Origin of the sequence: Methylobacterium sp. 17Sr1-1 (assembly GCF_003173775.1) — a bacterium.
Lineage (GTDB): Bacteria > Pseudomonadota > Alphaproteobacteria > Rhizobiales > Beijerinckiaceae > Methylobacterium.
The window spans coordinates 6334980-6360242 of the sequence record NZ_CP029552.1; the positions used below are offsets into that span (position 1 = coordinate 6334980).

At 71.9% G+C, this 25263-nt stretch carries 17 protein-coding genes; 13 read left to right on the forward strand and 4 right to left on the reverse strand.

Annotation, left to right across the window (positions count from 1 at the left end):
- Nucleotides 1–161: 161 nt before the first annotated feature.
- Entirely contained in the window at nt 162–3281 is a 3120-nt protein-coding gene (locus DK412_RS28970; RefSeq protein ID WP_109974809.1) for an MdtB/MuxB family multidrug efflux RND transporter permease subunit, read from the reverse strand.
- Nucleotides 3282–3504: 223 nt separating this feature from the next.
- The gene (locus DK412_RS28975; RefSeq protein ID WP_109974810.1) at nt 3505–4899 is read right to left on the reverse strand and encodes an MdtA/MuxA family multidrug efflux RND transporter periplasmic adaptor subunit; all 1395 of its coding nucleotides are present in this window, start codon (nt 4897–4899) and stop codon (nt 3505–3507) included.
- A gap of 289 nt (nt 4900–5188) precedes the next feature.
- On the opposite strand from DK412_RS28975, the gene DK412_RS28980 reads away from it, so the two are divergent.
- The 3 genes from DK412_RS28980 to DK412_RS28990 all read left to right on the forward strand — a co-directional run bounded on the left by DK412_RS28980 (nt 5189) and on the right by DK412_RS28990 (nt 9199).
- The gene (locus tag DK412_RS28980; RefSeq protein ID WP_109974811.1) at nt 5189–5830 is read left to right on the forward strand and encodes a DedA family protein; all 642 of its coding nucleotides are present in this window, start codon (nt 5189–5191) and stop codon (nt 5828–5830) included.
- A gap of 147 nt (nt 5831–5977) precedes the next feature.
- The gene (locus tag DK412_RS28985; protein WP_109974812.1) at nt 5978–6823 is read left to right on the forward strand and encodes an FkbM family methyltransferase; all 846 of its coding nucleotides are present in this window, start codon (nt 5978–5980) and stop codon (nt 6821–6823) included.
- 81 nt (nt 6824–6904) lie between these two features.
- Nucleotides 6905–9199: an ATP-dependent RecD-like DNA helicase gene (locus DK412_RS28990; RefSeq protein ID WP_109974813.1), complete on the forward strand. Its 2295-nt coding sequence runs from the start codon at nt 6905–6907 to the stop codon at nt 9197–9199.
- 277 nt (nt 9200–9476) lie between these two features.
- Here DK412_RS28990 and DK412_RS28995 read toward each other — a convergent pair whose 3' ends face one another.
- Nucleotides 9477–10013 (reverse strand): DUF2244 domain-containing protein, encoded by a 537-nt coding sequence (locus DK412_RS28995; protein ID WP_109974814.1) that lies wholly within the window; start codon nt 10011–10013, stop codon nt 9477–9479.
- Nucleotides 10014–10117: 104 nt separating this feature from the next.
- Between DK412_RS28995 and nth the strand changes: the two genes are divergently transcribed.
- The 5 genes from nth (at nt 10118) to DK412_RS29020 (ending at nt 16682) form a co-directional block, all read left to right on the forward strand.
- The gene (gene nth, locus DK412_RS29000; RefSeq protein ID WP_109974815.1) at nt 10118–10804 is read left to right on the forward strand and encodes an endonuclease III; all 687 of its coding nucleotides are present in this window, start codon (nt 10118–10120) and stop codon (nt 10802–10804) included.
- 49 nt (nt 10805–10853) lie between these two features.
- Nucleotides 10854–11300, forward strand: a complete 447-nt coding sequence (locus DK412_RS29005) for a hypothetical protein (protein WP_109974816.1) — start codon at nt 10854–10856, stop codon at nt 11298–11300.
- Nucleotides 11301–11387: 87 nt separating this feature from the next.
- The gene (locus DK412_RS29010; protein ID WP_109974817.1) at nt 11388–13130 is read left to right on the forward strand and encodes an HlyD family efflux transporter periplasmic adaptor subunit; all 1743 of its coding nucleotides are present in this window, start codon (nt 11388–11390) and stop codon (nt 13128–13130) included.
- 13 nt (nt 13131–13143) lie between these two features.
- Entirely contained in the window at nt 13144–16281 is a 3138-nt protein-coding gene (locus DK412_RS29015; RefSeq protein ID WP_109974818.1) for an efflux RND transporter permease subunit, read from the forward strand.
- A gap of 23 nt (nt 16282–16304) precedes the next feature.
- Nucleotides 16305–16682 carry a hypothetical protein gene (locus DK412_RS29020; RefSeq protein WP_204165466.1) on the forward strand — a complete coding sequence of 126 codons (378 nt, stop codon included), beginning with the start codon at nt 16305–16307 and terminating at the stop codon, nt 16680–16682.
- A gap of 273 nt (nt 16683–16955) precedes the next feature.
- Here the strand turns inward: DK412_RS29020 and DK412_RS29025 are convergent, their stop codons facing one another.
- The gene (locus tag DK412_RS29025; protein ID WP_109975560.1) at nt 16956–17210 is read right to left on the reverse strand and encodes an acyl carrier protein; all 255 of its coding nucleotides are present in this window, start codon (nt 17208–17210) and stop codon (nt 16956–16958) included.
- 219 nt (nt 17211–17429) lie between these two features.
- On the opposite strand from DK412_RS29025, the gene DK412_RS29030 reads away from it, so the two are divergent.
- The 5 genes from DK412_RS29030 to DK412_RS29050 all read left to right on the forward strand — a co-directional run bounded on the left by DK412_RS29030 (nt 17430) and on the right by DK412_RS29050 (nt 25116).
- On the forward strand, nt 17430–18608 hold the full coding sequence (locus tag DK412_RS29030) for an acyltransferase (protein WP_162596343.1): 1179 nt from the start codon (nt 17430–17432) through the stop codon (nt 18606–18608).
- Between the two features lie 232 nt (nt 18609–18840).
- Nucleotides 18841–20844, forward strand: coding sequence for a GumC family protein (locus tag DK412_RS29035; protein ID WP_162596344.1), 2004 nt, complete (start codon nt 18841–18843; stop codon nt 20842–20844).
- On the forward strand, nt 20841–22079 hold the full coding sequence (locus tag DK412_RS29040; RefSeq protein WP_162596345.1) for a UDP-phosphate alpha N-acetylglucosaminyltransferase: 1239 nt from the start codon (nt 20841–20843) through the stop codon (nt 22077–22079). The genes DK412_RS29035 and DK412_RS29040 overlap by 4 nt, the downstream gene beginning before the upstream one ends.
- Before the next feature lie 67 nt (nt 22080–22146).
- Entirely contained in the window at nt 22147–22470 is a 324-nt protein-coding gene (locus DK412_RS29045) for a transcriptional regulator (RefSeq protein ID WP_109974822.1), read from the forward strand.
- Between the two features lie 171 nt (nt 22471–22641).
- A complete protein-coding gene (locus tag DK412_RS29050; RefSeq protein WP_109975561.1) occupies nt 22642–25116 on the forward strand; it encodes a response regulator in 2475 nt (824 codons plus the stop codon).
- Nucleotides 25117–25263 lie beyond the last annotated feature (147 nt).

Below are 25263 nucleotides of genomic sequence, written 5' to 3' on the forward strand. Positions count from 1 at the left end.
GGCGAACGGAGTGAGCCGGGAGAGGGGAACCACGGCTCCGGATAAGTCGGAGCCGTTCTGAAGGGCGCCGTCTGGACCAGCGTCGCGCCGCCCCTCTCCCGCCCCGCATTCGCGGGACACCCTCCCCCGCAGAGGGGGGAGGGTTATGGGTGTCGCGCCCCTCACGGCACCGCCTCCCCGGGCGCCAGCCCGCTCCGTCGCCGCCCGGAGAGCCGCCGCCCGAGCCGGTCGAAGGCGAGGTAGATCACCGGCGTGGTGTAGAGCGTCAGCACCTGGCTCACGATCAGACCGCCGGCGATCGAGATGCCGAGCGGCTGGCGCAGCTCCGAGCCGGTGCCCGTCCCGAGGATCAGAGGGATCGCCGCGAACAGGGCCGCGAAGGTCGTCATCATGATCGGCCGGAAGCGCAGGATGCAGGCCTCGTAGATCGCGTCCCGCGGGGTCATGCCCTCCTCGCGCTCGGCCTGGAGCGCGAAATCGATCATCATGATGGCGTTTTTCTTCACGATGCCGATCAGCAGCACGATGCCGATGATGCCGATGATGTCGAGGTCGTGCCCGAACAGCATCAGGCCGGCCAGCGCCCCGATGCCGGCCGACGGCAGGGTCGAGAGGATCGTGATCGGGTGGACGAAGCTCTCGTAGAGCACGCCGAGCACGATGTAGACGGTCACGATGGCGGCGAGCACCAGGAACAGGGTGTTGTCGAGCGAGGCCTGGAAGGCGAGCGCCGAGCCCTGGAAGATCAGCCGGAAACTGTCGGGCATGCCGAGTTCCGCTACCGCCGCCTTGATCGCCGCCACCGCCGGCCCGAGCGAGGCGCCGGGCGCGAGGTTGAACGAGATCGTGGTCGCCGGGAACTGGCCGAGATGGCTGATGAGAAGCGGCGCCCGCCGCTCGCTCACCTGGGCGATGGCGGTGAGCGGCACCTGGCCGTTGGTGGCGGTCGAGGACGGCAGGTAGATTCTCTGAAGAGAGTCCAGCGTCCGGTGCAGGTCGGGATCGGCCTCCAGGATCACCCGGTACTGGTTCGACTGGGTGAAGATCGTCGAGATGATGCGCTGGCCGAAGGCGTCGTAGAGCGCGTTGTCGACGGAAGCCGGGGTGATGCCGTAGCGGCCCGCCGTGGCGCGATCGATGGTGACGTAGGCCGCCAGCCCGCTCGCCTGCCGGTCGCTCGCCACGTCGGCGAGGTCCGGGATCTGCTTCAAGCGCTCGACGAGGCGCGGAACCCAGGTGTCGAAGGCGCCGAGATCCGGGTTCTCCAGGATGAACTGGTACTGCGTCGCGCTCACCGCGGTGTCGATGGTGAGGTCCTGGACCGGCTGCATGAACAGCGCGATGCCCGGCACGTCGGCGACCCGGGCGGAGATTTGCCGGATGATCGCGCTCGCATTCTCCGCCCGCTCCTCGCGCGGGCGCAGGTTGATGAGGAAGCGGCCGGAATTGAGCGTCACGTTCTGGCCGTCGACGCCGATGAACGACGACAGGCTGACCACGTCCGGATCCTTGAGCACTTCCTCGGCCAGGCGCTGCTGGCGCTCGGCCATGGCACGATACGACACGGTCTGGTCGGCCTGGGTGATGCCCTGGATCAGTCCCGTGTCCTGGACCGGGAAGAAGCCCTTCGGGATCACGACGTAGAGGTAGACCGTGACGGCGAGCGTGCCGAGGGCCACCAGCAGCGTGAGGCCCTGCCAGGCGAGCACGCCGCGCAGGGTGCGGCCGTAGAACGCGATGCCGCCCTCCATCAGCCGGCGGCCGGCGCTGGCGATCCGTCCGGCGGCGCGCGCCTGGGCCGGCTGGTGACGCAGCAGCCGCGCGCACAGCATCGGCACGAGCGTCAGGGAGACGACGCCGGAGATCACGATGGTGGCCGCCAGCGTGATGGCGAATTCGTGGAAGAGCCGGCCGACCACCTCGCCCATGAACAGGAGCGGGATCAGCACCGCGAGCAGCGACACGGTAAGCGAGATGATGGTGAAGCCGATCTCGCGCGAGCCCTTGAGCGCCGCCTCCATCGGGCTGTCGCCCTCCTCGACGTGGCGGGCGATGTTCTCGATCACCACGATCGCGTCGTCGACGACGAAGCCGGTCGCGATGGTGAGCGCCATCAAGGACAGGTTGTCGAGGGAGAAGCCCCACAGGTCCATGACCGCGAGCGCGCCGACGAGCGACAGCGGCACCGACAGGCTCGGGATCAGGGTGGCGGGCAGCGAGCGCAGGAAGAGGAAGATCACCAGCACCACGAGGGCGATGGCGAGCAGCAGCTCGAATTGCACGTCCTCGACCGAGGCGCGGATCGTCACCGTGCGGTCGGTGAGCGGCGTCACCTGGATCGCCGCCGGCAGGGTCGCCTGGAGCTGGGGCAGGAGCGCCTTGATCCGGTCGACCACCGCGATGACGTTGGCGCCGGGCTGGCGCTGGATGTTGAGGATCACCGCCGGGGTGGTGTCCATCCAGGCGCCGAGCTGGGTGTTCTCGGCCCCCTCCACCACCTCGGCCACCGCCGAGAGCCGCACCGGCGCGCCGTTGCGGTAGGCGATCACCGCGTCGCGATAGGCGGCGGGATCGCGGATCTGGTCGTTGGCGTTGATGGTGAAGGACTGGGTCGGCCCGTCGATCGAGCCCTTCGGGGTGTTGACGTTGAGGTTGTTGATGGTGGTGCGCAGGTCGTCGATGTTGAGGCCGTAGGCGGCGAGGGCCGAGGCGTTGAAGCGCACCCGCACCGCGGGCCGCTGCCCGCCCGCCATCGAGACGAGGCCGACGCCGGAGACCTGGCTGATCTTCTGGGCGAGCCGCGTCTCGGCGAGGTCGCGGACCTGCGTCAGGGCCAGGGTCTTGGAGGTGAGCGCGAGCGTCAGGATCGGCGCGTCGGCGGGATTGACCTTGGCGTAGACGGGCGGGGCCGGCAGGTCGCTCGGCAGCAGGTTGCCGGCGGCGTTGATCGCGGCCTGCACCTCCTGCGTCGCGATGTCGATGCCGAGATCGAGGCTGAACTGGAGCGTGATGACGGAGGCGCCGGCCGACGATTGCGACGTCATCTGGTTGAGGTTGGCGAGCTGGCCGAACTGCCGCTCCAGCGGCGCCGTCACCGCCGAGGTCATCACCTCGGGGCTGGCGCCGGGATAGAAGGTCTGCACCTGGATCGTCGGGTAATCGACCGAGGGCAGGGCCGAGAGCGGCAGGTTGAAGTAGGAGATCATGCCTGTCAGCAGGATCGCCAGCATCAGCAGCGTGGTGGCGACCGGGCGCAGGATGAACAGGCGGGAGGGGTTCATGCGCCGTCTCCCACGAGGCGCGCGCGCGCGCCCCTCCCCCCTCTGCGGGGGAGGGTGCCCTGCGGAGCAGGCCGGGAGAGGGGCGGCGCGACGGTGCTGAGCATGGCGCCCTGCATGGCGCGCGCGACCTCTCCGGAAAGGGGGTTCCCCTCTCCCGCCCCGCTCCGCGGGGCACCCTGCCCCGCAGAGGGGGGAGGGTTATGGGCGGCGTGCCTCGTCATGGTCACGGATTCTGGCTCTGCTGCCGGCGGCGATGCGGGCGCTCGCCCTCGGGACGCTGGCCGTCCGGACGTTGACCCTCCTGGCGCGGCCCTTCCGAACGTGCAGGGGCCGTAGCGCCCTCACCCTCCGTCGCCGGCCTGGCCTCCGCCTCCGGCCCAGCCGCCTTCTCCGGCCGCCCGCCGGTCACCCGCACCTGCGCTCCATCCTTCAACCGGTCGGTCCCGTCGACCACCACCCGGTCGCCGACCGCGAGCCCCTTCGTCACCACGGTCCGAACCCCGTCGCTCTCGCCGATCTCGATCGGGCGCACTGCGACCTTGTCCTCAGCCGTGAGGAGATAGACGTAAGTGCCGGGCGTGCCGCGCAGGACGGCCGCCGCCGGCACGAGCGCCGCGTCGCGCACCGTGTCCACGTCGAGGCGGGCATTGACGAACTGGTTGGGAAACAGCCGGTCGTCCCTGTTCGGGAACAACGCCCGCAGCTTCACCGTGCCGGTGGTGACGTCGATCTGGTTGTCGACGGTGTCGAGGGTGCCCCGCGCGATCTCGGTGGTGTCGGAGCGGTCGAAGACCCGCACCGGCAGGGTGGCGCCGGCGCGCAGGCGATCCATCACCCGCTGCAACACGGTCTCGGGCAGGGTGAACAAAACCGAGATCGGGTGGAGCTGGGTCACGACGACGATGCCGGTCGAGGCGGCGGTGACGTAGTTGCCCTGGTCGATCTGGCGCAGACCCACCCGGCCCTCGACCGGCGCGGTGATGCGGCCGTAGTTGATGTTGAGCTTCTGCTGGTCGATCTGCGCCTGGTCGGAGGCGACGACGCCCTCGTACTGCTTGACCGTCGCGGCCTGCGTGTCGACGTTCTGCTTCGAGATCGAATCCTGCCGGTTCAGGGTCTGGTAGCGGACGAGGTCGAGGCGCGCATTCTGCAGGAGCGCCTGATCGCGCAGGAGCTGGCCCTGGTACTGGGCGAGCAGTGCCTCGTAGGGGCGCACGTCGATCTGGGCCAGGAAGTCGCCGGCCTTGACGGTCTGGCCCTCGCGGAATCCGATCTGGGTCAGGTAGCCGCTCACCTGCGAGCGGATCGTCACGGTCGCGAGCGGGGTCACGGTGCCGAGGCCTGAGAGCACCACCGGCATCTCGCCCTTCTGCACCGTGGCGACGCCGACCGCCTGCGGCCCCTCCCCGCCCCCGCCGCGGCGACCGCCGCCGCGCCGTCCGGTGGCGGCCTGCTGCGCCTGCGGCTTCTTGAACCCGTCCGGGACGTAGGTCCGGTAGGCCCAGTACCCGCCGCCGGCGAGCGCCAGCAGCACCAGGAACCAGACCAGCCCGCGGCCGCGCCGGCGGCGCGGCGCCTCGACCGCGTCGTCGGTGCGGATGGGAGACAATTCGTTCATCGACCTGGACAACCCGAACTGGAAACCTGACGCAGCGCCCCCGCGATGCCCCTCATGTCGTACCGGCAGCGCGGTCGACGCCTGCGGCACGTCGCCCCCGAAGCCCCGCCGACGAAGCCCTGCCCCGCCTTTCCGCACGGCAATGCGTCGCCAGTACGACCGCGATGTTGCCTCACGATTGCTGAACGCCGCCCGAGCGACGCCCTGGAAGAGCCACGATCCCCACGCCTATCTGAGGGGATGGGGCGCGACACGGCGCCGCCCTGCATCGATCGTCCACGGTACCAGAATGCACTTCCTCCACGACCTGCCGATCGCCGACCTGATCTCCCAGTACGGCTACTGGGCGATCTTCTTCGTCATCACCCTCGAGAGCGCCGGCGTGCCGATGCCGGGCGAGACCGCGCTGATCTCGGCGGCCGTCTATGCCGGCTCGACCGGGCAGCTGCGCATCGGTCTCGTGGTGCTGGCGGCGGCCCTGGCGGCGATCATCGGCGACAATGTCGGCTACTGGGTCGGCCGGCGCTGGGGCATGCCGCTGCTGCTCAAGCACGGGTCGAAGATCGCCCTCGATCACCGCCGGCTCAAGCTCGGCCAGTACCTGTTCCGGCGTCACGGCGGCAAGATCGTGTTCTTCGGCCGCTTCACCGCGATGCTGCGCGCCTACGCGGCCCTGCTCGCCGGGGTGAACCAGTTCGACGCCCGCCGCTTCTTCCTGTTCAACGCCGCCGGCGGCATCGCCTGGGCCTCGCTGATGGGCTTCGGCGCCTATCTGTGCGGCCGCTCGATCGAGCACGTCGTCGGGCCGATCGGCCTCGGGCTCCTCGCCTTCGTGGTGTTCGGCGGCATCGCCCTGTGGCTGTTCGTGCGCCGGCACGAGGCGCGGCTGACGAACGAGGCGGAAGCGGCGATTCCCGGCCCCCTCGCCTGACGCCGCGCATGGCCGCCTCGCCTGCGGGGTGGCATCGCGCATTGCCGCCCGCGCCCGCGGGTGGCATGAGGCGCGCTTTGATACTCCCCCACCCGCCCCGCCGCCGCGCGGGGCGGCCGCGGCGTGCCGCGGCGTCGAACCGGCCCGATGACACAGACCACCCATCCCTTCGGCACCTACGCGCCCGCCGGGCTCGTGCGCTGGATCGTCTCGCGCACCGAGCGCCTGCCCGACGAGAGCTGGCGCGCCCGGCGCCTCGCCCTGCTCCTGCGCCGCTGCGCCATCCGCCTGCTGCGCGGCCGGCCCCTCGACGTCGAGCGCTACGGCGCCCGCATGCGGCTGCATCCCTACAACAACAACTGCGAGAAGAAGGTGCTCTTCACGCCGCAATTCTTCGATCCGCTGGAGAGAAGGATCCTGGCCGAGAAGCTGGCCGAGCGGACCGGGCCGGACTGGGTCTTCCTCGATATCGGGGCGAATGTCGGCGCCTACGCGCTGTTCGTGGCGGCCGCCGCCGGCCCCGGGGCGCGGATCCTGGCGGTGGAGCCGCAGCCGGACATCTTCGACAAGCTCACCTTCAACATCGCCCAGAACCCGTTCGGGAGCATCAAGGCGGTGGCCTGCGCCGTGGCCGACAAGGCCGGCGAGATGACCCTGTTCGTCGATCCCCGCAACCGCGGCGAATCGAGCCTGAAGGTGGTGGGCACCAGCGAGGGCGCGGCGATCCGGGTGCCGGCGGTCTCGCTCCTCGATCTCGTGCGCGGCGAGGGCCTGACGCGGATCGACGCGATCAAGCTCGACGTCGAGGGCGCCGAGGATCTGATCCTCGAGCCGTTCCTGCGCCAGGCGCCCCCGTCCCTGCTTCCGCGCCTCCTCGTCGTCGAGGACGGCACCGACCTGTGGCAGACCGACCTCGCCGCCCTCCTGACCCGCCACGGCTATCGCCGCATCGCCAAGACCCGGCTGAACCTGATCTTCGCGCGGGAGGGGTAGCGGGCCGGCCCTTGCGGGTCCGGCCCTTGCGGGTCCGGGCCTTGCGGGTCCCTCGGCCCCATCCGATCTGAAGGCGTGCCGATGGCCGCTTTCGCCGCTCCCCCGCGCTCCCGCTCCCCCGACGCCCTCGCCGGGTCGATCGAGCGCGTCACCTTCCACAACGCCGAGAGCGGGTTCTGCGTCCTGAAGGTCAAGGCGCGGGGCCGGCGCGACCTCGTGGCGGTGATCGGCCACGCCCCGGCGGTGGCGGCGGGCGAGTGGGTGACCGCGACCGGCGCCTGGGTCAGCGACCGCGAGCACGGGCTGCAATTCCGCGCCGACACCCTGGCGGCGACGCCGCCCACGGGCGTCGAGGGCATCGGCCGCTATCTCGCGTCGGGCCAGATGCGCGGCATCGGCCCGGAGATGGCCAAGCGCATCGTCGCGGCCTTCGGGGCCGACACCTTCGCGGTGATCGAGGCGAACCCTGAGCGCCTGACCGAGGTGTCGGGGATCGGCCCGACCCGTGCCGCCCGGATCACGGCGGCCTGGGCCGAGCACAAGGTGGTGCGGGAGATCATGGTCTTCCTGCACGCCCACGGCGTCGGCACCGCCCGGGCGGTCCGCATCTACAAGACCTACGGCACCGACTCGGTCCAGGTGATGACCGAGGATCCCTATCGCCTGGCCCGCGACGTGCGCGGCATCGGCTTCCGCACCGCGGATTCCATCGCCGCCAAGCTCGGCCTGCCGCCGACCGCGCCCGAGCGCCTGCGCGCGGGCCTCGCCTACGCGCTCCAGGCGGCGATGGACGACGGCCATTGCGCCCTGCCGGTGCCGGACCTGATCACCCGCGCGGCCGATCTGCTCGCGGTCGATGCGAGCCTGCTGCGCACCGCCCTCGTCGAGGAGATCGGCGGCGAGTCGGTGGTGATGGACACGATCGCCGACGTGCCCCACCTGTTCCTGCGCGGCCTGCACGCGGCGGAACAGGCGATCGCCGAGCGGCTGGTCGCCCTCGACGATGCGCCCCTGCCCTGGGACGAGATCGACGCGCCGGCGGCGCTGGCGCGGGTCGAGGCCGCGACCGGCCGGCCGCTCTCGCCCTCGCAGCGGGTAGCCGCCGCGACGCTGATGAACGCCAAGGTCGCGGTGATGACCGGCGGTCCCGGCGTCGGCAAGACCAGCACCCTCGACGCGCTCCTGCGGATGCTCGACGAGGCGGGGGCCGGGGTGCTGCTCGCCGCCCCCACCGGCCGGGCCGCCAAGCGGATGAGCGAGCAGACCGGGCGCGAGGCGAGGACCATCCACCGCCTGCTCGAGATCGACCCGCGCCACGGCGGCTTCCAGAGGAACGAGCACAGCCCGCTGGCTTGCGACCTCCTGGTGCTGGACGAGGCCTCGATGATCGACGTGCCGCTGATGAACGCCCTCACCCGGGCCCTGCCGCGCCACGCCGCCCTCTGGCTCGTCGGCGATGTCGACCAGTTGCCCTCCGTCGGTCCGGGCCGGGTGCTGGCCGACGTGATCGCCTCCGGCCGCGTCGCGGTGGCCCGCCTCACGGAGGTGTTTCGCCAGGCGGCCGAGAGCCGGATCGTCACGGGCGCCCACCGGATCAATGCCGGGCAGATGCCGGAGGGCGCCGACACCCCCGACGGCGACTTCTTCGTGGTGCGGATCGACGATCCCGAGATCGGGGCGGACAAGCTGGTCGAGATCGTCACCCGCCGCATCCCGCGCCGCTTCGGCCTCGATCCGGTCCGGGACGTGCAGGTGCTCTGCCCGATGACCCGCGGGGCCCTGGGGAGCCGCCACCTCAACCAGGCGCTCCAGCGGGTGCTGAACCCGAACCCGGCCGTCTCGGTCGAGCGGTTCGGCTGGGTCTTCGCCCCCGGCGACCGGGTGATGGTGGGCCAGAACGATTACGACCGCGAAGTCTTCAACGGCGATCTCGGGGTGGTGCTGCGGGTCGATCCCGAGGAAGGCCTGCTCACGGCGGGGTTCGAGGGTCGCGAGGTGACGTGGCCGTTCGAGGAACTCGACGCCTTGAGCCCGGCCTACGCGATCACGATCCACAAGTCGCAAGGGTCGGAATATCCGGCCGTGGTGATCCCGGTGGCGCTCCAGCACTACACGATGCTCGCCCGCAACCTGCTCTATACGGGCGTGACCCGGGGCAAGCGGCTGGTGGTGCTGGTGGCGCAGACGCGGGCGGTCGCGATCGCGGTGCGGGGTGGGGCGAGGCCGCGGCACACGAAGCTGGCGGAGTGGTTGCGGAAGCCGGCAAGGAAGCGGGCCGGCGGCTCCCGACGGAGCGTCGCCGCGACCACCCCCTCCCCCTTCCCGGACGACTGGAGCGAAGCGGGGGAGGTTTCGCAGACCAGTCATGACCGCTGATCGCATAGACCCGGGCGGATCGTATCCCTGCCGGATAGGCGCGACCCAACCCTCCCCCCTCTGCGGGGGAGGGTGCCCTGCAAAGCAGGGCGGGAGAGGGGACGCCGCTTCCGGAGAGGTCACGACCATTCTGAAGGGCGCCATGTCCTTAGGCGTCGCGCTGCCCCTCTCCCGGCTCGCTCCGCTCGCCACCCTCCCCCGCAGAGGGGGGAGGGTTTTGCCTCCGCCTCGTTTTTTAGTTCTGGATCTCACCACGCCGACGCTTGAGACGACTCCGTCAATACCCCTTCTTGACTTCCGCCAGGGCCCGCGTCAGCCCGTCGGCCACCACCTGCCGCTCCGTCGGCGAGGCGTCGCGGGCGACGAGCACGCGCTGGCCGCGCGAGACGAAAGAGAGCGACAGAAGCCCGTATTCCTCGTCCTCGACCTTGTGCAGCCGGGTCCAGAGCGGGTTGAAGCGCCACTCCGCCCGCTCGCCGCGATGGCTAACGCGGGCGACCAGCACCTCGATCTGGCTGATCACCACCTCCTCGAAGGAGCGGCCGCGGCGGGCGTTCAGCGTCAGCGCCAGCCACAGGGCCGCGATGTCGAGGCCGAAGAAGCCGGTGACCGGCCACATCCCCATCTGGAGGAAGGCGATGCCCGTCACCAGCGCGACGCCCCCGCAGGCCACCATGACGACCCGGAAGCCGAGGCGCGACAGCGAGCAATGCGGCCGGATGGTCGCCGAGAAGACCGGGCGCTCGATCGCGTCCGGGTCGCGCCCGTAGGGGTGCCGCGCGCCTGCGTCGTCCGGTGCCTTGCCGCTTGCCATGCGCACAATATAAGGCGCGCATGACTCGCCGGAAGCCGCCCGTCCCCGACAAAATCACCGCACCTGTGAAGGCGGGACTTGCGAAAGCAGGGCTGGTCAAGCCCATGACCGCGCGTGCCGGGACCTCTGGTGCGACCACGCCGGAGCCGGTCGACGCCGCGACGCTCGCCGAGATCTTCGCGCGGCTGAGCGCCGCCAACCCGGAGCCGCGCTCCGACCTCGAGTACATCAACCCCTACACGCTGCTCGTCGCGGTGGTGCTCTCGGCCCAGGCCACCGACAAGAGCGTCAACCTCGCCACCGCGCCGCTCTTCGCCCTCGCCGACAATCCGGCGGCGATGCTGGCGCTCGGCGAGGAGACGGTGCGGCATCACATCCGCACCATCGGTCTGTTCAACACCAAGGCCAAGAACGTCATCGCGCTCTCGCGCATCCTGATCGAGGAGCATGGCGGCGAAGTGCCCCGCGCCCGCGAGCACCTGGAGGTCCTGCCCGGCGTCGGCAAGAAGACCGCGAGCGTGGTGCTCAACGTCGCGTTCGGCGAGCCGACCATCGCGGTCGACACCCACATCTTCCGGGTCTCGAACCGGGTGCCACTGGCCCCCGGCTCCACCACCGACAAGGTCCAGGCCGGGCTGGAGGCGATCGTGCCGGAGCCCTACCGCCTCAACGCCCATCACTGGCTGATCCTGCACGGGCGCTACGTCTGCAAGGCGCGCAAGCCCGAATGCTGGCGCTGCCCGATCGCCGACCTCTGCCGCTACCCGGACAAGACGCCCGGTCCCGGCTGAGGCCCCCGCCCGCGCTTCCTTCCGACCTGGAATCTGCTATCCTGGCGCCATGACCCCGCCCCGCCCCCTCGTGCGCCTGCTCGCCGTGGTGATCGTGATGATCGCCGCGTGCCTCGGCGCGCCGCTGGTCGGGGTGTCGTCGGCGCAAGCTCATCAGGGACATGCCCACCAGGGTCACGCGCATCAGGGTCATGCCCATCACGGCCCGTCCCTGGACGCGCCCGCCGCGACGGCGCTGACGCTCACCGAGGCGCGCGTCGCCTCCCAAGGTCAGCGTCTGACCGCCGCCAACCCCGACGAGGCGCCCGCCGCCCGGCCCTGCAACGGGCTGTGCTGCCTGATGGGCGCTTCCTGCTGCGTGCCCGGCCTGCTGCCCGAGAGCCCGGCGGCGTTCCCCAGCCCCCGGCCGGCCCGCCGCCTCGCGACGGCCGAGGACGCGCTGCCCGCCGGCATCGCGCCGGATTCCCCCGCGAGACCGCCACGACCCTTCGCCTGACGCCCGCGTCCCGCGCCGGCGCGCCGCCCTGACGGGCAGGCCGTCCGTGGCGCTCCTCGACGTCCGCTCGCGAAGGTTCCTCCTCCGATGTTTCCGTTCCGGTTGCCGTCCGCGTTGCGCGTGCCGGCCGTGGTGCTCGCCCTCGCGGCGCTGCCGTTCCTGTCTGCCCAGACACAGGCCCACGAGGGCCACGACCACGGTGCGCCGGCCGCGCCGGTCTCGAAGACCATCGCGCCCCGCGGCGAGGCGGCCTCCGCCGCCTTCGAGCTGGTGGCGATTCCCCGGGGCGACGCCCTGGTGCTCTACCTCGACCGCTTCGCCACCGGCGAACCGGTCGCCGACGCCACGCTGGAGGTCGAGACGCCGGCCGGCCCCGCGACGGCCGAGGCCGCCCCTGACGGCAGCTACCGCCTCCCCGCACCCTGGCTCGCGAAGCGAGATCCGAAAGAGGACCACCTCGACCTCGTCGTCACGGTGACGGCGGGGTCCGACGTGGACGTGCTGCCGCTGACCGTCGCGCTGCCGAAATCCGCCGAGACGGCTGAAGCCCGGCACGAGCACGAGGGCGAAGGCTGGCTGCACACGCTCACCGAGCGCCTGACCGACCGGCTCGCCGCCCGCGATCCCGGTGCCGGCCTCGCCGCCGCGGGTGGCTTCGTGCTCGGCCTCGCCGCCATGGGGCTGATGCGGGCCGGGCGCCGCGCGCCTGTCCTCGCCGTGCTGGTGCTGGCCGCGACCCTGGTGCTGGGCGCCACCGCCTTCGCGCATGAGAAACAAGAAACTTCGGGGGAGCATCCGGAGGCCCGGGCCGCCTTCGTCCCGCCCCCGACCGACCTCGCGCAGCGCCTCCCCGACGGGGCGGTGTTCGTGCCCAAGCCCACCCAGCGCCTGCTCTCCCTGCGCACGCAGATGGCGGCGGAGGGCGCGTTCCGGCGCACGGTCTCCCTGCCCGGCCGGATCATCCCGGACCCGAATGCCAGCGGCGTGGTGCAATCCTCGGTCGGCGGGCGCCTGGCGCCGCCGCCCTCGGGCAGCTTCCCGCGCCTCGGCACCAAGGTCCGCCCGGGCGAGGTCCTGGCCCTCGTCACCCCGCCGGTGCAGCGGGTCGACCTCTCCGACATGCGCCAGCGCCAGGGCGAACTGGACCAGCAGATCGCCATCGTCCAGCGCCGGGTCGACCGCTACCTCAAGCTCGCCCCCGGCGGCGCGGTCTCGCAGGTCCAGCTCGACGAGGCGCAGGACGAGCTGAAAGGCCTCAAGGACCGCCGCGGCGCCCTCGACCGCATCCGCCAGGAGCCCGAGGTGCTGACGGCCCCTGTCGGCGGAGTGATCGCGGAAGCCGCCGCGGTCGCCGGCCAGATGGCCAATTCCGGCCAGATGGTGTTTCAGATCGTCGATCCGGGAAAACTCTGGGTCGAGGCGCTGAGCTTCGACGCCCTGACGCCGGCCGCCGACGCCACCGCGCGGCTCGCCGACGGGCGCAGCCTGCCCCTCGCCTACCAGGGCGCGGGGCTCGCCGACCGCAACCAGGCGATCCCGGTCCAGTTCGCGATCCGGGGCGGGTCGGAGGGCCTGCGGGTCGGCCAGTTCGTCACCGTGCTCGCCGCCACCGACGCCGAGCAGAGCGGTCTCGCCCTGCCGCGGGCGAGCGTGGTACGCACCGCCAACGGCCAGGACGTGGTCTACGCCCACACCGCCGCCGAGCGCTACGAGGCGCGGCCCGTGCGGGTCGCGCCCCTCGACGGCGCGCGGGTGCTGGTCGAGGCCGGGGTGGCCCCCGGCACCCGCGTGGTGGTCCAGGGCGCCGAGCTCCTGGACCAGGTCCGGTAAGGAGAGACCCGAGATGTTCTCCTTCCTGGTCACGCAATCCCTGCGCAACCGCCTGCTGGTCCTGGCGGCGGCCGCCGTGCTGGTGCTCTACGGCGCGTTCAGCCTCACGCGGCTGCCGGTCGACGTCTTCCCCGACCTCAACCGTCCCACCGTCACCATCATGACCGAGGCCGAGGGCTACGCGCCCCCGGAGGTCGAGCAGATGGTGACCTACCCGATCGAGACCCGGCTTAACGGCCTGCCCGGGGTGACCCGGCTACGCTCGGTCTCGGGCGTCGGCCTGTCGGTGATCTACGTCGAGTTCGCCTGGGGCACCGACATCTACCGCAACCGCCAGCAGGTCGCCGAGCGGCTGGCCCTGGTCCAGGATCAGCTCCCCCGCGGGGTGACCTCGCAGATGGGCCCGGTCTCCTCGATCATGGGCCAGGTGCTCCTGATCGCGGTGACGGGCGAGACCCTGTCGCCGATGGAGCTGCGCGAGACCGCCGATTTCGTGCTCCGCCCGCGCCTGCTCACCGTGCCGGGCGTGGCGCAGGTGATCCCGATCGGCGGCGAGGTGCGCCAGTTCCGCGTCGCCCCGAACCCGGCGGCGATGCGGGCGCTCGGCGTCAGCAACGCCCAGCTCGACGCGGCGCTCCAGCAATTCGGCACCAATGCCGGCGGCGGCTTCACCGACCAGTACTCGCGCGAATACCTGATCCGGAACATCGCCCGCACGATGAGCCTGGAGGATCTGCGCGACCTTGTGGTGGGAGCCACCGGGAACGCCCCGGTGCGCCTGCGCCAGGTCGCCGAGGTCTCCTTCGCGGCCAAGGCCAAGCGCGGCGAGGGCGGCTACCAGGGCAGGCCGGCGGTGATCGTCTCGGTCGAGAAGCAGCCCGACGTCGACACCGTGGCGTTGACGCGCACCATCGAGGCGGCACTGAAGGACATCGCGCCCTCGCTGCCCGCCGGCATCTCCGCCGACAAGATCCTGTTTCGTCAGGCCGACTTCATCGAGACCTCGATCGCCAATGTCGAGCGGGTCCTGGTCGAGGCGATCGCCGTGGTGGCGATCGTGCTGTTCTGCTTCCTGCTGAACGTCCGCACCACCCTGATCTCGCTGACCGCCATCCCCGTCTCGATCCTGACGACGGCGCTGGTGTTCCATCTCCTCGGGCTGTCGATCAACACCATGACCCTCGGGGGCCTCGCCATCGCGATCGGCGAGCTCGTCGACGACGCGGTGGTCGACGTCGAGAACATCTTTCGGCGGCTTCGCGAGAACCGGGCCGCCGGCAATCCGCGCTCGGTGTTCGACGTCGTGGTCGCGGCCTCGAACGAGGTGCGCTCCGGCATCGTCTACGCGACCGCGATCATCGTCTTGGTCTTCGTGCCGCTCTTCGCGTTGTCCGGCATCGAGGGGCGGCTCTTCGCGCCGCTCGGCCAGGCCTACATCGTGTCGATCCTGGCGAGCCTCGTCGTCTCGATCACGCTGACGCCGGTCCTCGCCTCCTGGCTCCTGCCCGGAATGAAGAGCCTGGAGGAGCACGAGAGCCGCTTCATCCGCGCGCTCAAGCGCGCCAACGCCGCCGCCTTGAGGATCGTGTTCCGCCGCCAGCGGATCCTCGTCGGCGCGGTGGCGGCGCTGGTGGTCGGCGCGGGCCTGGCCGCCTCGCAGCTGCCGCGGGCCTTCCTGCCGCCGTTCAACGAGGGCTCCTTCACCGTCACCATGGCCTTCACCCCCGGCATCTCGCTGCCCGAGAGCAGCCGGGTCGGCGCGATCGCGGAGCGCCTCCTGATGGAGATCCCGGAGGTCGCGGCGGTCGGCCGGCGCACCGGCCGGGCGGAGCTCGACGAGCACGCGGAGGGCGTGCATTCCTCCGATCTGGAGGTGGCGCTCAAAGGCGGCGGCCGGCCGAAGGCAGAGCTCGTGGCCGAGATCCGCAACCGGCTCGCGGTGCTGCCGGTCTCGGTCAATGTCGGCCAGCCGATCTCGCACCGGCTCGACCACATGCTGTCCGGCGTCCGGGCCGAGATCGCTCTAAAGATCTTCGGCGAGGACCTGGATTCGTTGCGCCGCGTGGCGGCGAGCCTGCAGGAGCGGATGCGGGCGATTCCCGGCCTCGCCGACCTCCAGGTCGAGAAGCAGGTGCGGATCCCGCAGCTCGAGATCCGGGTCGATTACGGACGGGCGGCGCTCTACGGGGTGCAGCCGGCGGCGATCGTCGAGCAGATCAGCCGGCTCTCCAACGGCCGCCTCGTCTCGACGGTGGTCGACGGCTACCGTCGCTTCGAGGTGGTCCTGCGCCTCCCCGAGGCGCAGCGCACCACCGCGGGGCTCGGGGACCTCCTGATCGAGACGCCGTCGGGCTGGGTGCCGGCGCGCCAGGTCGCCGACATCCGCGAGACCGACGGCCCGAACCAGATCCTGCGCGAGAACGGCCGCCGGCGCCTCGTCGTGATGGCGAACACCACCGCCGGGTCCGACATGACGGGAATCGTCGCGGCGATCCGCGCGGCGGTCGCGGCCGAGACCCTGCCGCCGGGCGTCTTCGCCAGCCTGGAGGGCACGTTCCAGGCGCAGGAAGAGGCGACCCGGACCATCGGGGCGCTGTCACTGGTCTCCCTCGGGCTGATCTTCGCGCTGCTCACCAGCCGCTACCGCTCGGGCGCGCTGGCGCTGATCATCCTCGGCAGCGTGCCGCTGGCGCTGGTCGGCTCGGTGGCGGCCCTGTGGCTCGCCGGTCAGCCGCTCTCGGTCGCCTCGATGATCGGCTTCATCACGCTCACCGGCATCGCGGCCCGCAACGGCATCCTCAAGGTCAGCCACACCCTGAACCTGGCGCTGCACGAGGGTGTGCCGTTCGGGCCCGACCTCGTGGTGCGCGCGAGCCTGGAACGGCTGACCCCGGTGCTGATGACCGCGCTCTCCGCCGGCGTCGCCCTGGTGCCGCTCCTCACCGACGCGGCGAGCCCCGGCAAGGAGATCCTGCACCCGGTCGCGGTGACGATCTTCGGCGGGCTCGTCAGCGCCACCCTCCTCGACGCGCTGCTGACCCCGGTGCTGCTCTTGCGCTTCGGCCGCAAGCCCCTGGAGCGCCTGATGGCGGCGCGGGAGACCGCGACGAGGACGGCGCCCACGGGCGCCACGCCGGCCGACCTCTACTGATTTCCCTCACCGAGAGAGACACGATGCCGATTCGAAAGATCCTCGCCGCCGGCGCCCTGGCCCTCGCCCTGCCGCTCTGCGCACGCCACGCCTGCGCCCATGACGGGACCGGGCACAATGGCGGGCGGATCGCCGATGCCGGGCCCTACCACATCGAACTGGTGACGAAGGACCGGACGGTCGAGGTCACGATCTACGATGCCAAGGAGAAGGCGGTGTCCCCGGCCGGCTTCAAGGGCACGGCGATCCTGGTCGTGGGCGGCAAGCCCGCCCGCGTGGTCCTGACGCCCGCCGCGGCGCGGCTCACCGGCGAGGCCGAGGTGGCGCTCGGCGCGACCCCGAAGGGCGTGGTGCAGATCACCGGGCCGGACGGCGCGGCGGCGAGCGGCAAGTTCAACTGAGCGGGGGCCTCCGGCGGGTGGGAGCGCCGGGGGCTCCGGCCCCTCGTGCTCACCTATCGCCGCCCCTCCCTGTCCCGGACGACTGAAGCGGAGTGGAAGGAGATCCGGGAAAGGGCGGAGATTGTCAGGCGTGGTTCGGCCAGCAAGCCACCCGTACCGGGTCGTGAAGAACAGCGAGCAAGGGCAAATTCGCGTGACGGACTGCGCCTCGACAAGGCGCCCCTTTCCTGATCGAGATTCCGCATCTCCCGGATTTCAGCCGCGGAAACCCGCTCACGCCGCCCGACGCAACATCTGTTCCGCCACCAGAGCCTGAATACTGCCCACAGTCGAGAAGGACTCGCGGCTGAGCAGATGCTCCGGGAACTCGACCCCGAAGTGTTCTTCCAGGTCCATCATCACCTGGACCGCGCCGAACGAGTCGAGGCCGTTGTCGAACAAGCAATCATCGTCCGAAAGGCGGTCGATGGTACGGGCGAGCCCGCCATGCTGGGCCAGAATCGTCCGGATGTCCTGAGCAGACGCCATTGCTCGACCTCACTCTGCGCTGGTCCAGCGTTAGAGAGATACAAATCGGAAATCAAACGCTATCCGCGATGCCGGCGAAGCGCCGAGTACTATGGTGACCATCTTGTTAGCACTCGCAACAGGCGGATCCGGCATCGATCCTGCGCGTCGAGGCGCGAGCCTCGGCCCGGCATCCCCGGACCGGACAGGTTCGTTCGAGAACGGCACGGATGGCAGGTGATGCGCGGGCGCGAGGGGTCTGACCGGTTCGAGGCGCTGGATGCGGGGCGGGGCGTCTGCGCGCTCACGGTCGCGTTCTTCCACATGCCGCTCGCGCATCCGTGGCAGCAGCAGGCCTGGTTCCCGAACCTGCAACTCTGCGTCGACGTCTTCTTCGTGCTGTCGGGCTTCGTGCTGCTGCACGCCTACGGCGACCGCCTGGCGACGGGCCGGCAGGTTCTTCGCTTCGGGCTGATGCGGGTCGGCCGGCTCTGGCCGCTGCACGCCGCGACGCTCGGGCTCCTGGTCCTGATCGAAGGAGTGCGTTTCCTCTCCCTCTCGCACCATGCCGGCACGCCGGGCGCGACGCCGCCCTTCGGGCCCGAGCACCGACCGGTGGAGATCGTCACCCACCTCCTGTTCCTGCAGAACTTCCGCACCTTCGGCGAGTATAGCTGGAACTTCCCGTCCTGGAGCATCGCGGTCGAGTTCTGGGCCTCGCTCGTCCTGGCCGCGACCGTGATGGCGGCGGGCCCTTGGCGCCGCCTCGTCTTCGCTGGGTTCGCAGGTGCGAGCGCGCTCGCCCTGTGGTGGGTGAGCCCGCGCACGCTGTTCGTGATCCAGAATTTCGGCATCGTGCGCTGCCTGTTCGACCTTTTTCTCGGCTGCCTCGCCTACACCCTGCGCGACGCGCTGCGCCTGCCGCGCCGCCTCGCGACCCCGGCCGAGCTCCTGGCCCTCCTCGCCCTGCCGGCCCTGGTGCTGCTCTCGAGCCCCGGCCCCCTCGGCTACGGCGCGAGCCTCGTCTTCGCCGCGGCGATCGCGCTGTTCTCGCACCAGGGCGGCGCCGTATCGGACCTCACCCGCGCGCGGGCCCCCCAGCGCCTCGGCCAGTGGTCGTTCTCGCTCTACCTCCTGCACCTGCCGGTGATCCAGGTCTTCGTGACGGCGGTCCACGCGGTCGAGGCGCGCACCGGCCTCGCCCTCACGGCGGTCCTCGGGCACGAGCACCTCGTCGATCTCGGCTCCGGCCCCGCCAACCTCGCGGCCGCGGCCGCCCTGGTGGCGCTGACGGTGCCGCTGGCCGCCCTCACCCACCGCGTCGTCGAGCGCCCGTCGCTCGCCTGGTTCAAGCGCGTCGATGCCGGCCTCGCCGCGCCCGCCGCCCCTGCGGCGGTGGCCGCCCTGGCCCCGCGCTAGGAGAGATCCCTGTCTCAGTTTGGGATGGCCCGGCGGCGGAATCGGCTGGCGGATCGGTAACCGAACCGCGACTAAGTTCCTCACTGTGCCCTGCCGGTTCAGGGATGGTCGACGAGCGGGCCCCGTCGGGAGACGACTTTTCGAGGGAGCCCGCGATCGGCCCGCGTGACGGATGAGCGGAGTTGATTTCCGCAGTGCCGGACAGGCAAGTCGCATGAGGCAGGGACATCAGATGTCGACGGCAGAGTCCGCCGCGCTCACCCCTCGCAGGACCGGCGGCACGCTGGTGGATCTGTGGGGATCGGCCCGCCGTCGCGCGATGTGGATCGTCGCGAGCGCCGGCGTGATGGCGTCCTTGGGCGGGCTCTACGCGCTCCGGCAGGTGCCGACCTACCGTGCCACGGTCGAGCTGTTGATCGACCCGCAGGCGCTCCAGATCGTCGGGCGCGGCCTGTCTCGCCCGGACGCGCCGGCCCAGCTCGATTTCGCGAATCTCGAGAGCCAGGGGCTGGTCCTGCTCTCGGGCAAGCTCCTCGACCCGGTGATCGCGCAGCTTGGGCTGGCGGAGGACCCGGTGCTGATCCGCGGCGCCCCGCCCGGCGCCGATCCGGCCGTGGTGGCGCTCGAAGCTTTGCGGAAGCGCATCGTGGTGCGCCGGGTCGAGACCTCGTTCAACTTCCAGCTCACCGTCGCCTACCCGGATGCGCGGCGCGCGGCCGAGATCGCCAACACCGTCGCGGCGCAGTTCTTCGAGGTCGGCGCCCGGGACCGGGTCTCGGTGGTGCGCCGGGCCAACGAGACGCTGCTGACCCAGGCCGCCGACCTGCGCGCCCAGCTCAACCGGGCCGACGTGGCGGTGGAGCGCTACCGGGCCGAGAAGGGCCTGATCGGCTCCGGGGAGGCCGGCCTCCTGGTGTCGCAGCAGCTCAAGGAGCTCTACGCCCAGATCACCGTCGCGGAGACCAACGTCGCCCGGCTCTCGTCCCGGCGCGAGCAGGTGCGCCAGTTGCGGGCGTCCGACGGTCAGGTCCAGGCGGTGCCGGAGACCGACACGTCGCCGGTCATGGTCTCGCTGCGCACCCAATACGCCCAGACCCTCCAGGAGACCGCGACCCTGTCGCGCAGCCTCGGGCCGAACCACCCGCAGATGATCGCGCTGGCCGCCCAGCGCGCCGCGACCGCGCGGCTGATCGCCCTGGAGGCCGACCGGATCCGCCGCACCATCGAGGAGGACCTGCGCCGGGCCGAGGAATCCCTGCGCCAGTTGCGGGCCCGCGCCGAGCGGCTGATCCAGAACCAGACCAGCAGCAACCAGGAGGGCATCCGCCTGCGCCAGCTCGAGAGCGAGGCGGAGGCGATCCGACGCACCTACAACCTCGTCCTCGACCGGACGAAGGACCTCGAGCAGCAGCAATCGATCAACCCGAGCAACTCGCAGATCGTGTCGCGCGCCACCCCGCCGCTGAAGCCCTCCGACACCCCGGCGCCGGTCGTGGTGGTGGCCGCAGGCCTGTTCGGCGCCGTGCTCGGGCTGATCCTCGCCTTCCTCTACGACCTCTGGCGCGGCAACATCACGACGGTCTCGGGTTTCGGCGCGGCGGCGCCGGTTTGGGCGCGCCTGCAGCGGCGGGGCCGCGGCGGCGCCAGCGCCGAGGAGGCGCTCGTCACCGCGGCGCGCGAGCTGCGCAACCGCTTCGCCGGCCGCGGCCAGCCGGTGATCGTCACCGTGGCCGCGGACGGGCTCGGGCCTGAGCGCCTGCACGCGGCGGAGATCCTCACCGACCTGCTGATCCGCCTCGGCGAGCCGGCCCTGATGGTGCCCGAGCAGGCCCATGCCCGCCTCGGCTTCGGCGACGGCCCGCACACCGACGCGCCCCTGCGCGGCCGGCTCGCCGTCATCGACCCCGGCCGCGGGGTGGAGCGCCTGGCCCGGCCCGAGATCATCGTGGCGGAGCGGGACCTCGCCCGCGGCGACGGCTGGCTCTCGATTCCCGAGACCTCCGACGCGATCCTGCTCGTCGTCGCCCCCGGCCGGATGACCCGCGGCCGCTTGGAGCGCCTGCTCGAGACCCTGGACGGCGCCGGCCGCTTCCGGGCGACGGGCCTGCTCGGCCTCGTCACGGTCGAGCCGTGGCGGGCCCTGGCCCCGCGCAGGCGGGCGCCGGCACGGCAGGTGGCTGGGCAGGTGACCGGGCAAATGACCGGGCAAGTGACCGGGCAGGTGCGGGCGGCATGACGAGCGGCATGACGGCCGGCCTGCATCCGGCGGCCTCGCCCGCCGCCGATTGGCGCGCGCCCTTCCAGGGCCGGGTCGCCTCCGTGGTGCTGGTCGGCGCGCTGGTCTTCAACGCCGCCCTCTGCTTCCTCAACACCGCCGGCGTCCCGGTCACCGGCGGCACCGTCATGGGCGCCGAGGTGGCGATCATCGCGGTCACCCTCGGTTTCGCCCTCGACGAGCGGCCGGGCCCGTGGCTCGTCCTCGCCGGGCTCGTGACCTACGGGCTCCTGCTCGTCACCCTGCGCGGCAACGCCGACGTCAAGGGCATCCGCGACTTTCTGATCCCGGTCGTGTTCTACTGCCTCGGCACCCGCAGCCCCTCCTTACGCGACGCCGACCGGGCGGTGCTGGCGAGCGGCGTCATCGTGGTGGTGATGGGGGTGTTCGAGTACGGCCTGTTCGACGTCTACCAGCAATACTTCAACATCGTGCGCTACTACGTCGCCCGCGGCAGCATGTCGGCGGCGGAGATCAGCGAGCTGACCGGCTCATTGTTCACCAGCGGCATCCGGCCGGATTCGCGCGCCATCCTGCCCTTCCTCGGGCCGCACCGGGTCTCGTCGGTCTTCCTCGAGCCGGTCTCGGCCGGCAATTTCGGCGCCGTCCTGTTCGCTTGGGCGCTCTACCGCCGCACCATGCGCGGGCGGACCTGGCTGTTCCTCTGCGCCGCCGTCACCATCATCCTGGCCGATGCGCGCTTCGGCGCCTATGTCTGCGTGGCGATCGCCGGCGCGATGCTGGTGGGATACCGCCTGCCGCGCCTGCTGTGGTTCGCCCTGCCCTTCACGATCCTGCTCGCCCTCGCGGTCTACGGCTTCGAGAGCGTGCAGACGAGCTGGCAGAACGACATGGCGGGCCGCCTGCTCTGGGCCGCGCTCCTCATCACCTCCCTGCCGCCCGAGGGCGTGTGGGGGATCATGCCCGACAAGATGTTCCTGTCGGATTCCGGCTACGCCTACACCCTCACCCAGCTCGGGGTGGCGGGCGCGCTGGTGGCCTGGGGCCTGTTCGTCCTGATGCCGGCCCGCAACCCCGACGGCTGGCGCCTGCGCTGCGCCATGGCGATCTATCTCTGCCTGCTCCTCGTCATCAGCGACTCGCCGTACTCGATCAAGACCGCGGCGCTGGCGTGGTTCATGATGGGGGCGGCGGACGGGGTGGAGCCGGAGACGGGGCGGCTGGCCGAGGCCTGATTGATCACGGTTAAGATACCGAGCAACCGCACTGGACAGAGTACAAACGACGGAGGACGGAGGTGTGATGGCCCTGACCCGCAGCTTCGAGGACACGATCAAGGCGCGCGCCGAGCGCGATCCTGCCTTCCGCGATGCCTTGCTCACCGAAGCCGTCGACCAGTTGCTCGCCGGAGATCTCGATACCGGCAAGGCGGTCCTGCGCTGCACTATCAACGCGACGATCGGCTTCGAGCGCCTGGCCGAGGAAACCGGCACCTCCTCCAAGAGCCTGATGCGGATGCTGAGCCCGGCCGGCAATCCGACCGCCAGCAATCTGTTCGGCGTGCTGCACGCCGTCCAGAAGACGACGGGCGGGCATCTCGTCGCCTCCGCGAGCGCAAGCGGCTGAACTGTTGCCGCCCGGCCCGGGGAGCCGGTCGACGAAACCTGCGACGGGACCGCTGTCCACACAGCGGACGGAGCGGCGTTAACTCCGTCTTAAGCACAGATCCGCCCAGGATACGGCGCGTGGGTCCCGTCCGTCCGGCCGGTGGCCGCGGGCGCGCCGTGGAACCCGTTCATGCTGGACTCGGTCCGGATCTCGCTCAAGGTGCTGAACGCGGCCCAGCTCGCCACGGTGGCGGCGGCCGCCTTCGGGCTGGCCTGGTTCGGCGGCGCCCTCTCCGGCGCCGCGCCGACGCCGGAGCGGCCGGCGCTCGCCCGGAACCTCGTCCAGGCGGCCCGGGCCTATGCCGACGCTCTTGACGAGGAGCTGAGCGCCTCGATCAACGACGCCCGCAACGCCGCCCTGCTCCTGCGCCTCGACGATGCCGCCCTGGCCGATTCCTGGCGCGCGGGCCGGTTGCAGGACTGGCTCGCCCTCAACCCGCGCTACCGGGACGCCGCTCTGCTCGGCCCCGACGGCTCCTTGCGCGCCGCCGGCGGGCCCGGCGGGACGCGGATCGATCGCGTCGTCGCCCGCAACGCACAGGTCGCGGTGGCGGCCGGCCCCGAGGAGGCGCCCTTCGCGCTGACCCTGGCGCTCGGCCAGCCCGGCCGGTCGGACCGCCTCGTGCTGCGCGCGAGCCCGGCCTATTTCGAGGGCATCGGCGAGCGGGTCCGCCGGGCCCTCGGCGCGGGCGAGGCACTCCGCTTCGCGGTGGCGGGGGCGGACGGGCGGGCGCTCGTCGGCTCGCTGCCGGCTGCGGACGATCCCCGGCCGCACGAGGCCGCGCCCACCCGCGGCAGCCGCGACATCGCCAGCCCCGGCTGGCTCGTCACCGCCTCCGCGCCCGCGATCCCGCTCCGGCCCACCGGGCCCGACCCGCGCCTGATCGCCCTCGGCCTCGCCCTGGTGCTCGCCGCCGGCGGCCTCGGCTACGCCCTCGGCGGGCGGGTCTCGGCGCGCCTGCGCCGACTGGCCGAGGAGGCCGGCACCGCCGACGAGACCGGCGGCGAGGCCCCGGTGTCGCGGGTGCGGGAGATCGCGGCGATCGCCGGCACCGTCCGCGACCGGGCCCAGAGCCTCGACGCCCGGCTCGCCGGGGCCGGGACCGGCCTCGACCGGGTGCGCGGCCGCCTGCACACCTTCGAGGCGATGTCGGGCTGGACCTGCTGGGAGATCGACCCCGAGACCCGGCAGGTCGTGTGGTCGGATCCCGACGGCGCCGGCGTCCTGGCGGGCGCCGACCGCGTCGCGACGATGGCCGACCTCGCCGCCCGGTTCGAACCCGCCGACCGCCCCCTCCTCGACCTCACCCTGAAGGCCGCGCTCGGGGCGGACGGCCCCCACGACGTGGTTCTGCGCACGAGCGGGCCGGGACCCGAATCCGGCCGCCGCCTGCTGGTGCGGCTCCTGCGCGGCCGCGACGCCGCCGGCCGGATCCGGGTCCACGCCCTCAGCCGGACGATCCGCGAGGGCGAGCCCGCCGACACCCCGGCGGGCGCCAACGAGCGGCGGCGCAACGTCGTCCTGCGCCGGGTCACCGACGGCATCGTCCACGACTTCAACGACGTGCTCACGGTGGTGCTGGTCAATCTCGGCGTGCTGCGGCGCCAGACCGGCCTCGATCCGCGTCAGGCGGCCCTGACCGACGCGGCGCTCGCCGGCGCCCAGCGCGGGGCGGCGCTCACCCGGCGCCTGCTCGGCCTGGTGCGCGGCGGCGACCTCGCCGGCGACGGCCCCCCGGCGGAGCTCGCCTCCTGCGACCTCGCCGCGACCGTGGCGGCGTTCCTGCCCTTCCTGCAGGCCAACGTCCTGCGCGACGCGCCGCTCGTCACCCGCATCCCCGACGACCTGCCCAAGGCGGCCTGCGGCGAGCGGCTGGTCGAACTGGTGCTCCTCAACCTCGCCTTCCACATCCGCGACCTCGGCCTGCACGGCTTCGCGGTCGGGGCGGCCGAGCACGCGGCCGATCTGGCCCCGGTGCCCGGCATGCCGGAGGGCCCGGCTCTGCGCGTGCTGTTCGCGAGCGGGCGCCGCCCCCCGGGCGCCGCCACGCGGCCGCAGGTCCAGGCGCTCGAGACCGTCGGGCGGCTCCTGCGCGCCGGCGGCGGGGGCTGGCGCGTCCTCAGCGACGGGTGCGGCGAGGAGGCCTTCCTGGCCGAGGCGTGGTTGCCCGCCGAGACGCACCCGGCCGAGGCGCGGAAGACCGCGGCCGGCCGCGCCGACCCGCGCCAGGCGGCCATTGCCGGTCCGGCGCCGCAGGCCGCGTTGCGCATCCTGCTCGTGGAGAGCGACAGCCTCGTGCGCGCCAGCCTCGTCGAGGCCCTGGCCGAGCTCGGCCATCAAGTGGTCCAGGCCGCTTCCGGCGAGCACGCCCTCGGGCTTCTGGCCCACGACGCCGCCTTCGACGCGATGATCGCCGACCAGGCGATGCCGGTGATGACCGGCCTCCAGCTCGCCGCCACGGTGGTCGAGCGGCATCCGGGCATCCGCGTCATCCTGGCGAGCCCGCACGGCCAGCTGCCCCAGGCGGCCCGCCGCTTCCTCCAGCTCGACAAGCCGTTCCGGCGCGAGGATCTTGCCGCCGTGCTGGCCGCCCGCGCCGCCTGACCGGCGCCTCGCCCAACGAAGCGGGGTCCGGTTCACCGAAGTCATGCGACAAATTCAAAGACCTAGAGCGGTATGCGATCGCGCCACCGTCGGATACCGTCTAGGCAAAAATTGCCGACTTAATCTCCGTTGCAGGACAATAAATTT